The 17607-nt window shown below is 55.2% G+C and carries 13 protein-coding genes; 4 read left to right on the top strand and 9 right to left on the bottom strand.

What is annotated here, in order from left to right; translation table 11 throughout:
- Positions 1–2: 2 nt before the first annotated feature.
- Complete coding sequence (locus tag BN1241_RS01225; protein WP_054951921.1) at positions 3–1790, bottom strand: serine/threonine-protein kinase; 1788 nt, start codon at positions 1788–1790, stop codon at positions 3–5.
- 224 nt (positions 1791–2014) lie between these two features.
- Here BN1241_RS01225 and BN1241_RS01220 point away from each other — a divergent pair, with 224 nt between their 5' ends.
- The gene (locus BN1241_RS01220) at positions 2015–3145 is read left to right on the top strand and encodes an ABC transporter ATP-binding protein (protein ID WP_054951920.1); all 1131 of its coding nucleotides are present in this window, start codon (positions 2015–2017) and stop codon (positions 3143–3145) included.
- A 28-nt stretch (positions 3146–3173) separates the two neighbouring features.
- The gene (locus BN1241_RS01215) at positions 3174–4397 is read left to right on the top strand and encodes a DUF4032 domain-containing protein (protein ID WP_054951919.1); all 1224 of its coding nucleotides are present in this window, start codon (positions 3174–3176) and stop codon (positions 4395–4397) included.
- 30 nt (positions 4398–4427) lie between these two features.
- Here BN1241_RS01215 and galE read toward each other — a convergent pair whose 3' ends face one another.
- From galE to BN1241_RS01185, 5 genes are all read right to left on the bottom strand, one after another.
- Positions 4428–5444, bottom strand: a complete 1017-nt coding sequence (gene galE, locus BN1241_RS01210; protein WP_054951918.1) for a UDP-glucose 4-epimerase GalE — start codon at positions 5442–5444, stop codon at positions 4428–4430.
- A gap of 20 nt (positions 5445–5464) precedes the next feature.
- Entirely contained in the window at positions 5465–7417 is a 1953-nt protein-coding gene (locus BN1241_RS01205; RefSeq protein WP_147599172.1) for a DUF6541 family protein, read from the bottom strand.
- Positions 7418–7431: 14 nt separating this feature from the next.
- A complete protein-coding gene (locus BN1241_RS01200) occupies positions 7432–8736 on the bottom strand; it encodes a nucleotide sugar dehydrogenase (RefSeq protein ID WP_054951916.1) in 1305 nt (434 codons plus the stop codon).
- 129 nt (positions 8737–8865) lie between these two features.
- A complete protein-coding gene (locus BN1241_RS12710) occupies positions 8866–9927 on the bottom strand; it encodes a hypothetical protein (protein WP_077138215.1) in 1062 nt (353 codons plus the stop codon).
- Positions 9924–11018, bottom strand: coding sequence for a glycosyltransferase family 4 protein (locus BN1241_RS01185; RefSeq protein WP_054951991.1), 1095 nt, complete (start codon positions 11016–11018; stop codon positions 9924–9926). The genes BN1241_RS12710 and BN1241_RS01185 overlap by 4 nt, the downstream gene beginning before the upstream one ends.
- Before the next feature lie 78 nt (positions 11019–11096).
- Here BN1241_RS01185 and wecB point away from each other — a divergent pair, with 78 nt between their 5' ends.
- The gene (wecB, locus tag BN1241_RS01180) at positions 11097–12161 is read left to right on the top strand and encodes a non-hydrolyzing UDP-N-acetylglucosamine 2-epimerase (RefSeq protein ID WP_054951913.1); all 1065 of its coding nucleotides are present in this window, start codon (positions 11097–11099) and stop codon (positions 12159–12161) included.
- On the opposite strand, the gene BN1241_RS01175 is transcribed toward wecB, so the two are convergent.
- The 3 genes from BN1241_RS01175 to BN1241_RS01165 form a co-directional block, all read right to left on the bottom strand.
- Positions 12135–13283 carry a glycosyltransferase family protein gene (locus tag BN1241_RS01175; protein ID WP_222704359.1) on the bottom strand — a complete coding sequence of 383 codons (1149 nt, stop codon included), beginning with the start codon at positions 13281–13283 and terminating at the stop codon, positions 12135–12137. The two genes, wecB and BN1241_RS01175, sit on opposite strands and share 27 nt — an antisense overlap.
- Positions 13284–13375: 92 nt before the next feature.
- Entirely contained in the window at positions 13376–14794 is a 1419-nt protein-coding gene (locus tag BN1241_RS01170; protein ID WP_187117580.1) for a glycosyltransferase family 4 protein, read from the bottom strand.
- A 2-nt stretch (positions 14795–14796) separates the two neighbouring features.
- Complete coding sequence (locus BN1241_RS01165) at positions 14797–16611, bottom strand: ABC transporter ATP-binding protein (RefSeq protein ID WP_054951910.1); 1815 nt, start codon at positions 16609–16611, stop codon at positions 14797–14799.
- Between the two features lie 321 nt (positions 16612–16932).
- On the opposite strand from BN1241_RS01165, the gene BN1241_RS01160 reads away from it, so the two are divergent.
- The coding region (locus BN1241_RS01160) for an IS256 family transposase (protein WP_147599190.1) at positions 16933–17607 on the top strand (675 nt) is incomplete at its 3' end.

Raw genomic sequence — 17607 nt, 5'->3', positions numbered from 1 at the left:
GTCTAATTGAAAATGAAAGGGGTGGATGACGGGACCCAGTCCGGTCCCCCACCGTTGGTATAAATCGGTAGTGCGAGCGAGAGGAGCGCAACCCCGAGCACCAGCCAGAACAGGCGGTAACCCGCAGACGGGGCGATGCTTGCAAGCAGGTAGCGTGTGGTTTCCCGCGACGGGGCGCTCGTCGGGTAGGCCCAGGCAAGCCAGGTGCCGATCAGGGCACCGGACGCAACGCACACAATCTCATCAAGTCCGAATGCTGCGAAGCCTAGCCAGGCAAGCGCACCACCGAGGACGATGCCGGAACCGACCGAGGCAAGGGTGCGGGTTCCACCGGCGAGAATGGAGATCGGTAGCCTACCGAGCACCGTCATTGACTCCGCCCGGAATCGCCCACCCCGCTCGAGACGGGATCGGATGAGTGCCTGCCGGGAGACTCCAACGATTGAGCTGATGAGCATGTAAACGAAAAAGAGCCCAATCATGATGATGGGCAGCACGCCCGCCCACGCCGTGTACACGATCCACAGCATGAGAGTGAGCCACGGCCTGCGAGGGGCGGGCTTCAACCAATCCGGAATGGGATTTGGGTTGCGTGAGAAGCGCGGATCAAAGCGTGCATGCGCGACCACGGCAGAGTCCTGCCTGGGATGGAACACTGCGGACCCGGAGTGATCGTAGGGGCTCGGTTGGCTCATTCCCTGGGGTGGGATGCTGGGTGGCGGCGCCTGCTGCACGTCACTACGCTGCTCAACCTGGTGAGCCTGCTGGGACTGAGACTGTGTCTGTTCAACCGGGGTGCTGACCGGGTAGCCGTGCCGCTGATCGTGGGGCGGGTACTGAACCGCGTGGCGGGCCTGGGGAGCGTAGTACGGGGGCTGGTTCTGATACCCATCCACATGCTCCGTGGCTTCAGCAATGTGGGGCGACTGGGACTCCATGTATTGGGCCCGAGGAAACGTGCCGGTGTAGGCGGGGCCGAGGGCCAGGTCTTCTTCGCTGACCGCAATGGTGCCGTTGAGCATCCCGATGACATCGGCGGGCGCGGGCCGCCGATCGGGACGCGGATTAAGAGCTGCTTCGAGCGCGTAGGCAACCACCGGGTCGGCCCCGGTCAGGTCGCATTCACCGGTATGGACCTTGCGGGTTACTTTCGGGCTCTGCCCCGTACCGAAAGGGGCATGTCCAGTTGCCGCATATGCGAGGGTCGCGGCCCAGGACCACCAGTCGGCTCCCGTGGTCGGATCCTCCCCGTTCAGCACTTCGGGGGCCGCGTATCCGGGAGTGTGGGCGAGCATGCCCGTCATGGTCAGTCTCGACTCTTCAGCAATCTGAGCGATCCCGAAGTCGATAAGGACGGGGCCGCGCTGGCTCATCATGACGTTCGAGGGTTTGAGGTCACGGTGCAGTACTCCCTTGGAGTGGATGGCCTGCAGTGCTTCAGCAAGTTCCGTGGCGAGGTCGGCCAAATCCTTCCCGACAAATACTCCGTTTTCGGACACGTCAACGGACAGGGTCGGGCCGTCAATCAGTTCGGTAACGAGAAATGCTTCTTCGTCTTCTGTTTCCGCGTCCATCACCTGCGCAACATAGGGGCCGGTGACCTGGCGGAGGGTGCGCACCTCTCGACGCAACCGGTCACGCGAATTTGGGTCGGCTGCGATTGACGGATGAAGGAGCTTGAGGGCAACGCGATCTCCGCCACCATCAAGCGCCTCGTATACGGTTGACATGCCACCAAAACCGATTTTCTGTATCAGCTGGTAGCCGCCAATTTCGCTACGTTCTTGCACGTTTCTACGGTACCTGAGTTTCAGCTTGGAACGTTGTGTTCATTGGGGACCTCTCACTTGAAATTGCGGGATCAAAAACGGCACTATTGAGTAGTTCGCTTAAGAACGAAGCAAAACACTGATGTTGTGCTCACCCCCTTTCGCGAACGTGTCAGTGTCGACTACGGCGCAGACACCTTCACAACGGATCGTCCGGCACGTACCTGCCGGTGAAGGGACCTTCAATGGCCACGGTAACTTTTAGCAATGCCACGCGCATCTATCCCGGTTCGGAAAGACCGGCGGTTGATTCGCTGAACCTAGAAATCGAGGACGGTGAATTCCTCGTCCTTGTCGGCCCATCCGGCTGCGGTAAATCCACATCGTTGCGGATGCTCGCGGGCCTGGAGGAGGTTGATTCGGGCCGGATCTATATTGGGGACAAGGATGTTACAGATATCACCCCCAAGGATCGCGACATCGCCATGGTGTTCCAGAACTATGCGCTGTACCCGCACATGACCGTGGAACAGAACATGGGCTTCGCCCTCAAGATCGCAGGTACCCCGAAGGAAGAGATCAAGGAACGCGTCCTGGAAGCAGCGCGCATCCTCGACCTGGAAGATTACCTGGACCGCAAGCCGAAGGCACTGTCCGGCGGTCAGCGCCAGCGCGTTGCCATGGGCCGCGCAATCGTGCGCCAGCCCCGCGTGTTCCTCATGGACGAGCCGCTCTCCAACCTCGATGCGAAGCTCCGCGTCCAAACCCGCACCCAGATCGCGTCCCTCCAGCGCCGCCTCGGCATCACCACCGTCTACGTCACTCACGACCAGACCGAGGCGCTCACCATGGGCGACCGGATCGCAGTCCTCAAGGACGGCCTGCTCCAGCAGGTTGGCACACCGAGGGAGATGTATGACGCTCCCGCCAACCGTTTCGTGGCCGGCTTCATCGGCTCCCCCGCCATGAACATCGGCACCTGGACCGTGAAGGGCGACACCGCCACCCACGGCGATGCCACGATCCCCCTCCCCGACAGCGTCCGTGCCGGAATCACCTCCGAGGATCAGGGCAAGGTTGTTGTGGGCTTCCGTCCCGAGAACCTCGAACTCATCGGTGAGGGATCCGAGTTCACCATCCCGGTCAAGGTCACCCTTGTCGAAGAGCTCGGCTCCGACGCCTACATTTACGGCAACATCCTGGGTTCTGAGAACGAGGCAGACAAGTTTGGTTCCGGTGACGGCTCCGACCAGGTCGTTATTCGCATCCCTCCCAATGTCGTTCCCGAGCCGGACACCGTTGTCCACGTTCAGCTCAAGCCCGGTGCCGGCTACTTCTTCAGCCACGCCACCGGCAATACCATCTCCCGCGGCTAACCAGCCGCACCCTGCCCGAAAGCTCTTTGTGTCCACGTCCTTGAGAATCACTGCCGCGTCAGTCGAACCCGAACTGTTCGACCTGCCCTGGCACATCCCACTCAAGGCGTGGCCCAAAGAGACCATTGCCGCACTCCCCCGCGGCATCTCCCGCCACATCGTGCGTTTCGTTCACCTTGATGGGCGGGTTATCGCCATCAAAGAGATCGGCGAAAAGGTAGCCCACCGCGAATACGACATGCTGCGGAACCTCGGCAGGATCGGGGCACCCGCAGTCGCTCCGCTCGCTGTCGTCACGGGCCGCATTCGGGAAGATGGGAAACCTCTCGAGGCGGCGCTCATCACCGAGCACCTAGCCTACTCCCTGCCCTACAGGGCACTGTTTGGGCAGTGGCTGAAACCCGAGACCGCGAACCGGCTCATCGATGCCCTATCAATTCTGCTCGTCAGGCTCCACCTGCTCGGCTTCTACTGGGGTGACGTGTCACTCTCCAACACGCTCTTTCGGAGGGATGCTGGGGAGTTCGCTGCCTACTTGGTGGATGCTGAAACGGGAGAGCTGCACGAGAACCTCTCCCCCGGTAAACGCGCCTACGACATTGACGTTGCTCGCACCAACATTATTGGTGAGCTCATGGACCTGCAGTCGGGTGAGATGCTCGACGAGGATGCGGATGTTGTGGGGCTCGGGAATCGACTCCAAGAACGCTACAACACCCTCTGGGGTGAACTGACTCGAGTGGACTCCTTTGCCAGCACGGAACGGTGGCGAGTGGACGACCGCATCAACCGCCTCAACTCGCTCGGGTTTGACGTGGGCGAGCTCGCGATGAGCTCCGACTCTTCGGGCAGCTCCGTCTCCATCCAACCCAAGGTGGTGGATGCTGGGCATTACAACCGTCAAATCATGCGCTTGACGGGCATGAATGTCGAAGAGAACCAGGCCCGCCGCCTCCTTAACGACATCAAGTCATACCGGGCACTCGGAGGCCGAGGTGATCAGGACCTGACCGTGGTGGCACGAGACTGGCTGGTTAATATCTTTCAGCCCGCAGTCAACGCCGTCCCGGTCAATCTTCGCGGCAGACTCCAGCCCGCAGAGCTCTATCACGAGCTCCTCGAGCACCGCTGGTATATGTCAGAAGCAGCTGGACACGACGTATCCATGGCCTATTCGACCCGCTCCTACATCGAATCCATCCTCGTTCACCGGCCCGATGAACGAGCACTGCTCGGACAAGTCACCGAGTAAACAGCTCAACGTCCGTCTGGGAGCCCGGCGCTAGGATGCCCTATACCCGTCAGGGTTCATTGACTGCCAACGCCACGTATCGGCGCACATGTCCACAACGGTCCGTTCGGCACTCCACCCCAGCTCGTCACGAGCCCTGCTGGAGTCCGCCCACACGGACGGCAAATCCCCTGCCCTGCGAGGACCAATAACGTAGGGGATCTCCCTACCGGACACCTCCTGGAAGGCGTTGACTAGCTCAAGAACGGAGACTGCTTCACCGCGACCAAGATTCCATGCGCGGACCGCGACATCTCCTCGAGCGATAAGTTCAAGCGCCTTGACATGCCCCTCAGCAAGATCAACCACGTGAATGTAGTCCCGCAGGCACGTCCCATCGGGAGTGTCATAGTCTCCGCCGAAAACGGTCAGCTTTTCCCTGCGGCCGGTTGCGACTTGGGAGATGTAGGGCATGAGGTTATTCGGAATACCCAGGGGGTCTTCACCAATAAGACCGGAATGATGGGCCCCAACGGGATTGAAGTAGCGCAGCAGAGCGACCCTGATGGGGTGAGCCTCGGCAATGTCGCCAAGCATCTGTTCAATCATGATCTTCGTACGGCCGTACGGGCTCCCCGACCGCAGGTATTCCTGGGTCTCCTGCATGGGAACATCCCCATCACCGTAGACGGTGGCTGAGGAGGAGAAGATGATATTTCTACATCCCACCGCCAACATCGCCTCAACGACCGAGAGCGATGAGTCGAAGTTATTGCGGTAGTAGTGTAGCGGCTTCTCTACTGATTCTCCCACCGCCTTGTGGCTCGCGAAGTGAATAACAGCCTCGGGCTGCACTTCTTGAAAGACCTGCAGTGTCTTTTCTGTATCGGTCAGATCAACTTCGTGGAACTCAATCTCTCGTCCGGTGATCTCGTTGATCCTTAGCAGGACTCCCGGTGAAGAGTTAGAGAAGTTATCGACAATAACCGGCTCATGCCCCGACTCAATCAGCTGCGCAACCGTGTGCGACCCAATGTATCCGGCTCCGCCGGTGACCAGTACCTTCACCTGTTACTCTTTCCCCTTACTTACCAGCACTCAGTGACATGCCACAGTCCCATTTCGCCCTCGCCAGCAACCTTTTCCGATGTTCGGGCAACAAAAGCTTGTGTGAAGAACCTATTGCGGAAGCGCGTCCCCATCGATGGTTCAACAACAACCCAATGAATATTATTCTCGATGATGAACTGGCATCCGGGACTACCCTCAGACAGGTCCGCCTCACCCCGAATCCCTCGAGCTGCTTCCAGCCCCTCTGGAGGCAAGTCCTCCATACTGCTCGTCGCCGGTACGGTGCGAATATTCTTCAATGCTGGCAAGAAAACGCTACCTGTGGCTGGGTCACCGAAGACGGTGTCATCACCAACGATCCGAGCCCATTCATTCCAGATATCCACATCAGCCTCAGTCCAGACCGGGCCACCGATCATGTATTTGTTCGCCGTGTTCGGATAATAGTTTTCCGCGAGGACAATGTTCGTTCGAACATCGGTACGGTGCACCCACACCGGCACTACGACGAGGGCAACTAGCACTGCAGCTGTTGCGGCAGTCAGCAAGTCCTCTCTTGCGGAAATGTATCGAGCAAGAACTGCCCCGGCTGCCCCGATGGCCGCAGCCCCAGCAAGAATAATGATGGGAGCAATGGTTGCCGTGATCCGTTCCGGATCGCCGTACCAAACAGCTCCCAAGAAGTCCGCCAGTGAGGAGGTGGACGAGGTGAGAACTAGGATTCCGGTTAGGATCAGGCCTGTAATGAGGAGATACCGAGACAGGGTGAAGTAGGCGAGAACAATAAAACCAAGAATTGTTATCGCGAAAAGCAGGGTCGAGTTGAAGACGGGGTAAGGCTCGAAGGGATCAACGTGCCCCCACCCAAGCAATGACTTCAAGAGAACGATTGCAGGTGTTTGGTCTCGTGGATACGCTCCCATCGCCAGAAGCCGCTCATTCCCCGAGGCAACAAGGATAACTCCCGCCGCGACTGCCAAGAAAGAAGCGGACAGTGCAAGGGGGACGGCAATCTCCTGAACACTCTTTTGCTTTCGTGCGATTGCCACCAGCGCCGTCAGAACTTGAAGGGCAACTACGACAAGTGCGAGGATTCCCGGGAGGACCAGTCCTGAAGGGTGCGCTCCCGCGATAGCAACGAATCCGAAAGCGATACCAACAAGTCCGAGTCGAGACTTTGTCGACAATACATGGAGCGAAACGGCAATAAGCCCGGGCAGCAGGGCCAGCGAGAGCGCGAATGGCCACTGACCGTGCCTAAAGAACGGTACTAGCGGGAATGAAATGGCAACTACTGTCAGAAGTGGTGTTGCGATCCAAGCACCGGGTAGCTTTGGCAAGACCACACGTGCGAGCGAGACCATTCCAATGATCCAGACAAAGACAGCCGCAATTGCCGTGGCATTCCCAGCCAAGACGCCACTCGATCCCGGCAGTACGGCGGCAAGTCCGTAGTAGGCGCTCGGATAGTATCCGGCCGATCCCTCGCGACCGAACATCCAGCCGGTGGAATGAAGCGGGTCAACGGTTCCCCAACCGTTAAGGATCCCGGCGATGGCGTTGTAGTGGAACAGAGCATCACGTCGCTGCAGAGGGACTGACAAGTCCCCCATGCCATTCCTGATCTGCCATCCCGTGATCAACAGGGCAATCATGGTGGAACCGATAACCGCTACTGTAAGAACCCAACTGTGTTCACGTTCAACAGTCTCGCGGTGCTTCCACCAGAAGAAAGCCCCACCGATGGTCAGGACAAGCAGTGTCACAAACAGCGTGACACTCCACGGCTGCCCGCTCCCCAAGTTCGCGGGAAGCACGAGCGACAGCGCCGTGACCACACCAACGGCGACGAGCGGGGCCGCCCCAATCGCAACTGCTGGCGGTAACCGTAGCCCCCGGGCTACGACATAGCCCGGGCCCACAAGAATAAGCAGGCTAAGGGCTACCAGTGTCCAGCTTGCCAGCTCCATTATTGAGCTTATGCCTACGAGTCGTTCGCAGCGTCACCAATGACGACCCGGACAACGCCCTTCCACAGATCCGGGTCTGTGACGCGACGACCATCGGCAAGCAGGCGAACACCGGGAAGATCGGAAGACTTAAGAGTCTTGTACTCTTCGTGATCGGCCTGAACGATCGCCACGTCAACATCCTCACCAAGGTGGTAAGCATCCCACCCGAAGCCGCCAAGCTCTTCATCGGAGTACATCGGGTCATGCACAACAACCTGCGCACCGCGCTGGCGTAGTTCATCGACAGTTGCGAACACACCGGAGAAAGCTGTTTCCTTCACCTTACCACGGTAGGAAGCACCGAGAACAACAACCTTGAGTCCCTCGAGACTACCGATCAGTTCCTCAACCCGGGACACGACGTAGTTGGGCATGCCGGCGTTGAACGTGCGGGCGGTACGGACGATCGAGGCATCCGGGTCTGTGGACAGGTACAGGCGCGGGTATACGGGGATGCAGTGACCACCAACGGCAATACCGGGACGGTGAATATGCGAGTAAGGCTGGGAGTTGCAGGCATCAATAACCAGGTCAACATCGATGCCTTCCTTATCCGCATAGACCGCGAACTGGTTGGCTAGCCCAATGTTGACGTCACGGTAGGTGGTTTCCGCGAGCTTCGCCATCTCAGCCGCCTCAGCACTACCCATGTTCCACACGCCATTCGGCTGTTTAAGGTCAGGACGCTCATCAAAAGTCAGAACCGACTCGTAGAACTTCACAGCCTTCTCGGTTCCGGACTCGGTGAGTCCACCCACGAGCTTGGGGTAGCGTCGCAGATCTTCAAAGACTCGGCCGGTCAGAACACGTTCCGGGGAGAAGACCAAATCAAAGTCTTCGCCCTCGGTGAGGCCGGAGATCTCCTCAATCATCGGCTTCCACCGGTTGCGGGTGGTTCCCACAGGCAAGGTTGTTTCGTACGAGATCAAGGTGCCAGGGGTCAGGTGCTCAGCGAGCGACTTCGTTGCAGCATCCATCCACGCAAAGTCGGGTTCCCAAGTTTCGTCATTAACAAAGAGTGGAACAACGAGAACAATGGCATCCGCACCAGGAATGGCTTCTGCGTAGTTTGTGGTTGCTTTCAACTTGCCGGCAGGGACGAGGCGTTCAAGGTACTCCTGCAGGTGCGCTTCGCCGGGGAAAGGTTCCTTCGCAGAGTTGACCGAGTCAACAACCTTTTGCGAAACATCGACACCGATGACTTCATGTCCAGCATCTGCGAACTGGGCTGCCAGCGGCAGCCCAATCTTTCCCAACGCAACGACTGCAATACGCATGAATGCTCCTCAAATTAAGAACGCACCTCACCCTGCAGATGCGTAAGTTTAGAACTGAAAACAGTATACGCTTACCCGTTACACGAATTTCTTGGTGAAACGCACGTAACAATAGCCTTGCTTGTCTACCTATCTCGTTAAAAAGGACGCCACCATGAAACGCAAAGGTGCCTCTCTCGCGAAAAGCATGGCAGGGTTAGCAGGTACAAGTGTTGATGGCATGCCGTGCCGCCTGCGCTGATGTGCTCGCCGGAGCATTTCCTCATGACTAATCGATCGTGACCTGATCGCGGTAAGTAGGCGATTGTCAGCAATCGAAAGTCTATCTCCAACCCCCGGAGCCGCTTCAAGGATTCGCTCCGTCACGGTTGCTAGATTCTTCCGTTCGGTATCCGTCCACCAATCAGTTGCCCTATTGAGAACTACACCAAAGATGTGAATTCGCAGGAGTTTCGCACAAACAGCAACCCGTTCCCGGTAAGTCAGTCTTGCGAACCAGCCTGCATCAAGCAGGTGCTGAATGAATCTGAACTCATCCCCGATTGATCGCGACACGTACGTCACTCGGTCGGCCGCTGATTCTCCGATAACATAGGCGGGACCATTACGTTGTACCGCAACCTTCGTGTTGAACCACAGGTTCGTCACATAAGGCACGTCACCCCCGACCTGCATGTCAGACACCAGTTGTGCACCCAATCGCCTTCTAGCCTCAACTGAGACAAGCCCTAAAGGTGCACTGCGATATGAAAGCCGATCTCGCACCGGGTCAGCAAGTCCTGAATAGGTGGGGCGCGTCGGCGGGGTATGTACTGGATTACCTTCGAGCTTGAGCCGGGTAATTACCACTTCCGCACCAGTTGAATCAGCAAGATCTAACCAATGTGCAATAGCACCCGGTTCCAACGTGTCATCGGATCCCATGATGGAAACAAACTCGGCACTTCCGCTGTTCATTCCATGCTCAAATGGTCCACTAGCAGATCTGATGCCATCCTCAAGGTGAAGGAACATAATGCTCGAACGATACCGCTCATCAATCACATTCTTAATTTCCTCAACGGCAACGTTGTGGCAAACGACAATGAGGTTAACATCCTCAGCATTCCCGTCAAGAACGGAAGCTACAGCTCTGCCAATGGGCCTCTTTGGTGAATGACAGGCAATAACGAAGTCGACTCTGGCGGTCATACGAGTCCACCCACAAGGGACTCGTAGACTTCCCGATATCCTCGACCAACCGAGTGGGGATGGAAAGCATCACCAATCGAATCGGCAATCTGCTGCGCAGACGCAGATCCAACTACTTCTTGAACCGCATCGGCGTACTCCTGTGCGGTTGCATCTGATAGGACCCTGCCGGCTACAGGTCGCACATATTCTCCTTGTCCTCCCTTGTCAGAAACGACAACAGGCCTTCCCTGGGCAATGGATTCTGCGCAGGAAACAAAGAAGTTGTCACCATTGGTGGGGCCGAGGAATACATGGCTATCGTTCAGGGACTCAACCACTCCGGCTCGGTTAAGATTCCCGGTCAAGGTGACATGACCCCGGAGAGTACCTTGTGAGGCTCTCTTCTCAATTTCTTCTCGTAGCGGTCCTTCACCAACAAAAATCATCCGAGCATTGACTCCTCTGCGGAGAAGTTCTTCTGTCACGTCCAATGCCATCATCGGATTCTTACGTTTGATCAATCCCCCGACTGTGACCATGCGGAGTTCTCCGGCCTCCTCAACGGAAACTGGTTCAACAATCTCGTCGGCTGCGGGGACAATACAGGGAACAATTCCTACGGCACGCTCACCACGAATCTCGCGAATAGGTTGTGCTAAATATTCACAAACAGCGGTTACGAAGTCCGGTTTCTTCAACACCGACCGAACAATCGGCATCACCGCATTGAGCGTTGACGATCGGGTATCAGGATTGGTCAAACCCGACCAATGTTCCGTGTGGACCCATGGCTTCTTCACCCTCATCGTGGCAGGTAGGGAAGAGATCGCCATAGAGTGCACTAGATCTGCACCCGCCGAATATTGGCGAATGATGTCTGCTGCCTTCATGGCATGAAGTGGGTTCAGCGGGCTGTATGGAATCCGAATAACCGGAATCCCTTCATACACAAATTGCCTATCACCATCATCGAATTTCGGGTTGACCAGGTGAATAAGGCGAACATCGACTCCCTCGGCCCGTATCGCTTGAACATCCTTCACGACAAAAGCACCCGAGCTGGGAGCCTTTCTCGACGGGAACCACGTCGTTACCACTAAGACACGCATACCCCACATAGTACCGTCGAGAATGTGACACCAGCACATTCCCGAAGGCCCGTCACTTGATGCCATAGAATCAAACGCATGCAGATCGTAAGCGTGGTCGGCGCACGACCCCAATTCGTCAAACTTGCTCCGATTGCCCACGCGGCCGCACGAGCGGGTATAGACCACAAGATCGTTCATACGGGTCAGCACTATGACCCGATGTTGTCCGACGTTTTCTTTGAACAGCTCGGTATCCCGGCTCCTGATCGGCACCTCGGTGTCGGCTCGGGTAGCCATGGCGTTCAGACCGGAGCGATGCTTGCAAAGCTCGATGAGGTCTTCACTGATCTGCAGCCCGACTGGGTCCTAACCTACGGTGACACGAACTCAACAATCGCGGCAGCTCTTTCTGCCGTAAAACTACACTTTCCCGTTGCCCACCTCGAGGCTGGCTTGCGATCATTCAATCGCGCCATGCCCGAAGAGATCAACCGGATCCTGACCGACCATGCGTCCGATCTCCTCCTGGCTCCCACGCAGGTGGCAGCCGATCATCTTGCCAGCGAAGGTCTCGCAGACAAGACCGTCATCGTTGGCGACGTCATGACGGATGTGCTCATGTCAGAGGCCGCAAACCTTGGGGATACCCCATCGCCGGTTGCTGAGGAACTTGGATTTACAGATGGTAGCTACTCCCTTGCAACCATCCACCGCGCCGAAAACACAGATGATCCCACCCGCTTGGCTGCTATCGTCCAGAGCTTGCAGAATTTGGACCACCCCGTCGTCCTCCTCGCGCACCCGAGAACAGTCGCAAAGGCAAAGGATCAGGGCTTAGACCTCAGTGGTGGTTCATTGTATTTGCATGAACCACTCTCCTACGCGAACCTTCTCGCCTCAGCTCGCAGGGCGCGCGGAGTTATTACGGACTCCGGTGGCCTCCAGAAAGAAGCTTTCCTCCTTCGAGTACTGACTACGACCGTTCGCCCACAAACCGAGTGGGTCGAGACAGTAGAGCTTGGCTGGAATGAACTCGTTGAACCAGATGGGATCATTCAGGCAGCTACCCGAGAAAAGCCGCAATCAACGGATGCAACGCCCTACGGTGATGGTCACGCTGCTGACCGAGTTGTTTCAGTTCTTTCGAGCTCGGGCCGCTAACCGATCAATAGCTTCAACCCATGCCTCAGACTGGCGCTCTGCGGAAAGTTCCGCAGTTGCACGGTCAGAATTAATCTTCCATTTCTCCACGTCCTGCTTAGTGATAGTGGACAGAGTTTGCGCAAGCGACTCCGCAGTAAACTCCTCCGTCACCGCGCCAAGATCGTAGCGGTGCACCAGCCTTTCCATTTCTGGGCTCGGCCCGATTACAATCCCCAATCTGGACTGCACAAAGTCGAAAAACTTGTTTGGGAGCGCAAACTTGTAATTGAAATTAACGGGCGGGAGCAAGAACACTCCAATGTCGTACTCATTGAGTCGAGGAACGAGCTCTTCCATAGGAACCGGATCAGTAATGGTCACACCCTTGACCTGCGAAGCTCGTTGTTTTAGTTCCTCAAGATAACCCGGATCGTTTGGAGTGAGATAGAAGTCGAGAGTAAATTGGTCAGATTCCACCTTTTCCATGGCATCAATCATCACGTGCAGGTTGCGATTTCGAAGGCAGGCGCCGGAATGGACAAGCCTTAGTGGCTCACTCGGAGCTTGTGGCTGAAGATCATGTAGCGCAGTTGCGTTTACAACAACACTCGCTTCAACACCGAACTGCTCCCTATATTCGTTTGCAATACCCTCACAAACCGTGGTCACAGAATCTGCCTTGGTGACGTAATTCCGAACCACCCACGAAACGTAGGGCGCAACAAAGGCTCGCCACTTCAAATCATCCTGCTTCTGTCCTGGTGAGTACTCATGCAAGTCAACATGCACCCCACCATTTGGTATCAGCTTCAGGGCCACCGGCACGGGATCGAGGTCATCAACCAGGATAACATCAAATTTCTTATCCAAGAGCTGCGGAAGTACAAAGCTATTAACTTCTTGCCGTTTCACAACAGACTTGTATTGACGCGCCATGAGGAGTTTCCGATCTTTTCTCCAATAGATCAACTCATCCGGAATCTGAATATGCCGAACCACACCCTCGGGCGCCGGACCATAACCACAAGTCGTAATGTCATATCTGTCCGAAAAGAGTCGCACCTGCTTGAAAACCCTAGCATCAGAGACAATTGGAGAATATGAAATTATCAAGAGGGACGGCCGCTTCTTAGAATTCAATTCTTCTCCATCTTCCCGAATAGTTTGACAGAACATTCAACACCATTTGGATTAGTTCGCACTAGCGACAACGAATCGTAAACTCTATCTGGTTAGCGCCCATGAAGAACTTTGGCATAAAGATCAATCATTCGCGCCGCTTCATTTCCCCAACTAATGCCCTTGCGCGCCTCAGACGTTGCGTGACGATATTGCGCACCATCATCAAGTACAGCTTGGACAGCACTCGCGAGTACCCCAGGCTCGTCGCTTTCAAGGATCCTGCCAATTCCAAGCTCAGAAACAAGATTCGCGGCTTCCGGACGGTTGGATACAACCACGGGAAGTCCGCCAGCAATAGCTTCGAAGAGCTTATTCGGGAGTGCAAATCTGTGACTCAGGATGTCTGATTTTAGGTAAATGTATGCAACATCAGAATCAGATAAGGTGCCAGCAACTTCATCTGCTCGCACTGGCCCAACTATATGAATCCGATCTTCGACCCCCAATGATACCGCAAGGTCATTCAATGATTTGGAGTAGTCAGCAGACCCATAGCCCAGCATGACGAAATGGACCTTGTTCGGGAGCATAGAAAGTGCCTGAACTGCAATTTCGATACCTCGCGTGGGATTTATGCTTCCCGAATACGAGAAAATTCTGTCGTCAGTACCCAGTCCGGCCATTTCTCGTAGACTTCCTGGGACTTCGGTTTCCATAGTCTCTGGAACATTCCGTACGAGGGTTGGCATCTCTGGGAGCTTATACTCTAATTCGAGCCACTCTGCGATCGACTGCGAAACAGTAATTATTCCGGCAGCACGAGGCGCAGCGAAGGTCTCAATCAGGGCCTCAACATGAGGAGCAATAATTCTATTCTCGCGGGTTGCTCGATGGCGCCAAAGCTCATGCGAGTCATAAACAAAAGGTACTTTCAAGGCCTTCGACGCAAGATACCCGGGAATCAATGTGTTCGCATCATTGCAGTGAATCAGGTCCGGCTTCGATTTCCGCAACTCCGAAACGACTCTGAGCCACCAAGATGCCAGGCCTACGGGTGCATCAATGAGATTTGCAACTCGGTAACCGCCATCTTTGACGAGCTTAAAAATTCGTTGCGAGGACGTTCGTCTTGATGAAGACTTCCCCTTTGCTTCAGGTGTTTCATTTGCCGCATTAATCGACTGTCCATCTGGTTGACTGTTCTGACTAAGAATGGCAATTGAATTAGCATCCATGCCAGATGCTTTTCTCAGCTTATTCAAGGCTTTCTCAGGCAATATCGAGTACATAGAATAGCCGGGAATTCGGATAACGGACTTCCCTTCGACCTGCAAATACCTTTCAGCCATATTTGTACTCGGAAGCGCACGACCAATGATCTGTACTTTGCCACCAGCATCAATCACTGATGTCGCTTCTTTAAGGACTCTAGAATCGTTAAATACCTCGTGCGCAACGAGCTGAGCGATTTGCGCGGGCCGTCCCTGCTTCCATAGCTTTGTATTTTTGCCGGCCTCGTCATTACTCAATGTCATAGTCCAACCTCATCTTCCGTACCTGCCAGACCTGCAAGAATCGCTTGACGCGCGAACTCAGGCTCCTTCTCCACAACTTCGTCGAATGTACCACTAGCAGTCACTCGACCATCCTTCATAAAGCAGACTTGATCTGAGTGCCTGATTGTGGCCAACCTATGGGCAACAACAATGGTTGTCACTTGACCCGACAACACTTTCACGGCCTCAGTGACCGCCGCTTCAGTATTTGTATCGAGAGCGGAGGTAGCTTCATCCATGACTAAAACTTCCGGTTCCGTGTACAAAGCACGAGCTATTCCAAGGCGCTGTCGTTGACCACCTGACAGGCTAATGCCGCCTTCACCTACTCGTCCCCAGATACCTTCGGGACGTGCTTCAATTACATCTAGCAACTGGGCACGTTCGAGAGCACGGCGAACTTTGTCCTCGTCAATATTGTCTTCCCGCCAAGACAAGGCAACATTGTGAGCGACACTATTGTCGAAAATAGCAACCTGCTGGGGAACATAACCAACTCGAGCTTGCCACGATGCCATTGCTTCAGACATTGGAACATCATCCAAGTAGAGCGCGCCTTCAGTTGGTTCAAGCAGGCCAAGAATAATATCGACAAGCGTAGATTTTCCAGATCCAGATTCGCCGACCAGTGCCAATGATGATCCAAACGGGAGCGTAATATTCACGTCCTTCACAGCATCGGCGTTAGCGGTTGGATATCGGAAAGTCACCTTTTCAAGTCGCAGATTCTCAATCTGTTCATCAAGTACTGTTCCGCTCTGTTTCACGGTGTAAGCAGCACGATGTTTCTTGCCTAGTTCAATCTCATTTAGAACCCGTTCCGCGAACGGCATTGCTGACGCTGTCTGCGACATGATCGTTTGGAATCTCGTAACCGCAGGAACCAGACGGAAACCCGCAACTCCAAAGAGTGCAAGCTGTGAGACGGCACCCCCCATACCAGATGTGCTGTAACCGTAAAGTGCGGCAAGAGCTAATCCACCAATTAGTGCCATCTCCAGGATGTATCGCGGCACTGATCCGAGGAATGTTTGGTTCGCTCTTGCTAAGGAAGCCTTTTGCCTAATTCCAAGGACAACGTCCTCAATTTCATCGGCCTTGCTACGAAGAGTTACCTCTTTCAGAGATTGCACCATCTCTGAAATCAGGCGCACGGAACGTGTCGAATACTCTCTGTTATCCTGACCGGCTTTCACTGACCGAGCCAGCACCCAGCGCGCAAGGAAAAATCCAACAAATGAGAAATACACTATGGCGCCTATTGCCATTGCCGGCGTTGCAACAAGGAGGACAACAAGAACTGCGGTAACCGTAGCAATCTCGCCCATTAACTGCGTATATGGAATAAGGATTCCAGAAACCGTTGTGGCAACGCCAACATCAGTGGACCGAACTAGATCTGTCGAGTTCCGTGACAGTCGATCGAGCCAGGGAGCAAAAAAGAACGAGTCCAGCAATCTGGCGCCCAGCTCTTGTTCAAATCTTGCAAATCGCTGGGTCGAGAGTCTCTGAACCAAGATACCGAGCAGGTCTTTCAACAAAATGAGTCCGCAGATGAACCCCAACGCAATCCCGAAGTCGCCCGGCTCCGAAAGCGTCCAGCCAATTACCGGGACCGTCACACTTGATCCCGAGAGCATAGGAGAAATGAGGAGAGCGAGCATCCCGAGCGCCGCAATATCCAACAGAGCCAGTGCCGATTGTGCAGATGCAATGGTGCGAATAAAACGGCGGGAACCATCTGGCAAAGAGTCCAGTAACTTATTGACGACTCGAAGAAGCTTTTTCACGCGTGATCCTTGCTATTTTGCGACTGAGGTCATTGTACTCATCAGAATCTCAATACTTCCCTAACGAGAGTTCAGTAACGATTACTCACAACCGAGCTGAGCATGTAGGCAAATCATGTTCCGTTTCATCGGGGCTCCACGTTTTTACCCCGACGAGAGAACCGTAGTTAATTCAGAAAGTACTCAAAATCAGATTTCAGAAGGTTGCGTCCCTTAGTGTGGTGTAACGCTTTCTGATGGTGGGCCTTGGGAAATATTGGGGCGGCCACCGTCAGTAACCTTTCGACTCAACTACCACATCTCACCGAAAGGCACGTAACGATGACCGCTGCTCCGCATTCTATCGACCCTGCAACCTATCTGGACGATCTGCTGGCACAGGCTTCCCCGGATCTGATGCGTCAGATGCTGCAAGGGTTTATCAACCAGATCCTCTCCGCCCAGGCTGATACCGTCTGCGGGGCTGAATACGGCGTCGCTTCTGCTGAGCGGGTCAACCACCGTAACGGGTACCGTCACCGAGACCTCGACACCCGGGTCGGCACGATCGATGTGGCGGTACCGAAGCTGCGCCACGGCGCGTTCTTCCCGGACTGGCTGTTAGAGCGACGTTCACGGGCCGAACGAGCCTTATCGACTGTGATCGCGACCTGCTACCTCAAAGGGGTTTCCACCCGTAGGATGAATGACCTGGTGGCAACACTTGGGATTTCCAACATGTCGAAATCCCAAGTATCGCGCATGTCGGAAGAACTCGACGAGATGGTCGCAGACTTCAAAAACCGCCCACTCGATCCCGGCGGGTACGCCTACCTGTCCTGCGACGCATTGACGATCAAAGTGCGCGAAGGCGGCCGGGTGGTCAAATGCTCCGTACTTTTGGCCACCGGTGTTAACGCTGACGGCTACCGCGAAATGCTCGGCATACATGTCGCCACTGCGGAATCCAACGCATCGTGGAAAGGCTTCTTCCAGGACTTAAAAGCCCGCGGACTT

Origin of the sequence: Flaviflexus massiliensis, assembly GCF_001375495.1 — a bacterium.
Taxonomy (GTDB): domain Bacteria; phylum Actinomycetota; class Actinomycetes; order Actinomycetales; family Actinomycetaceae; genus Flaviflexus; species Flaviflexus massiliensis.
The sequence above is the reverse complement of the archived record's forward strand: the minus strand, read 5'-3'. Positions and strand labels throughout refer to the sequence as shown.

Excerpts from the sequence above, each read along its gene's own strand:
- BN1241_RS01220 (WP_054951920.1), top strand. The coding sequence starts at position 2,015 with ATGGCCACGGTAACTTTTAGCAATGCCACGCGCATCTATCCCGGTTCG.
- BN1241_RS01205 (WP_147599172.1), bottom strand. The coding sequence starts at position 7,417 with ATGGAGCTGGCAAGCTGGACACTGGTAGCCCTTAGCCTGCTTATTCTT.
- BN1241_RS01200 (WP_054951916.1), bottom strand. The coding sequence starts at position 8,736 with ATGCGTATTGCAGTCGTTGCGTTGGGAAAGATTGGGCTGCCGCTGGCA.
- BN1241_RS12710 (WP_077138215.1), bottom strand. The coding sequence starts at position 9,927 with ATGACCGCCAGAGTCGACTTCGTTATTGCCTGTCATTCACCAAAGAGG.
- BN1241_RS01185 (WP_054951991.1), bottom strand. The coding sequence starts at position 11,018 with ATGCGTGTCTTAGTGGTAACGACGTGGTTCCCGTCGAGAAAGGCTCCC.
- wecB (WP_054951913.1), top strand. The coding sequence starts at position 11,097 with ATGCAGATCGTAAGCGTGGTCGGCGCACGACCCCAATTCGTCAAACTT.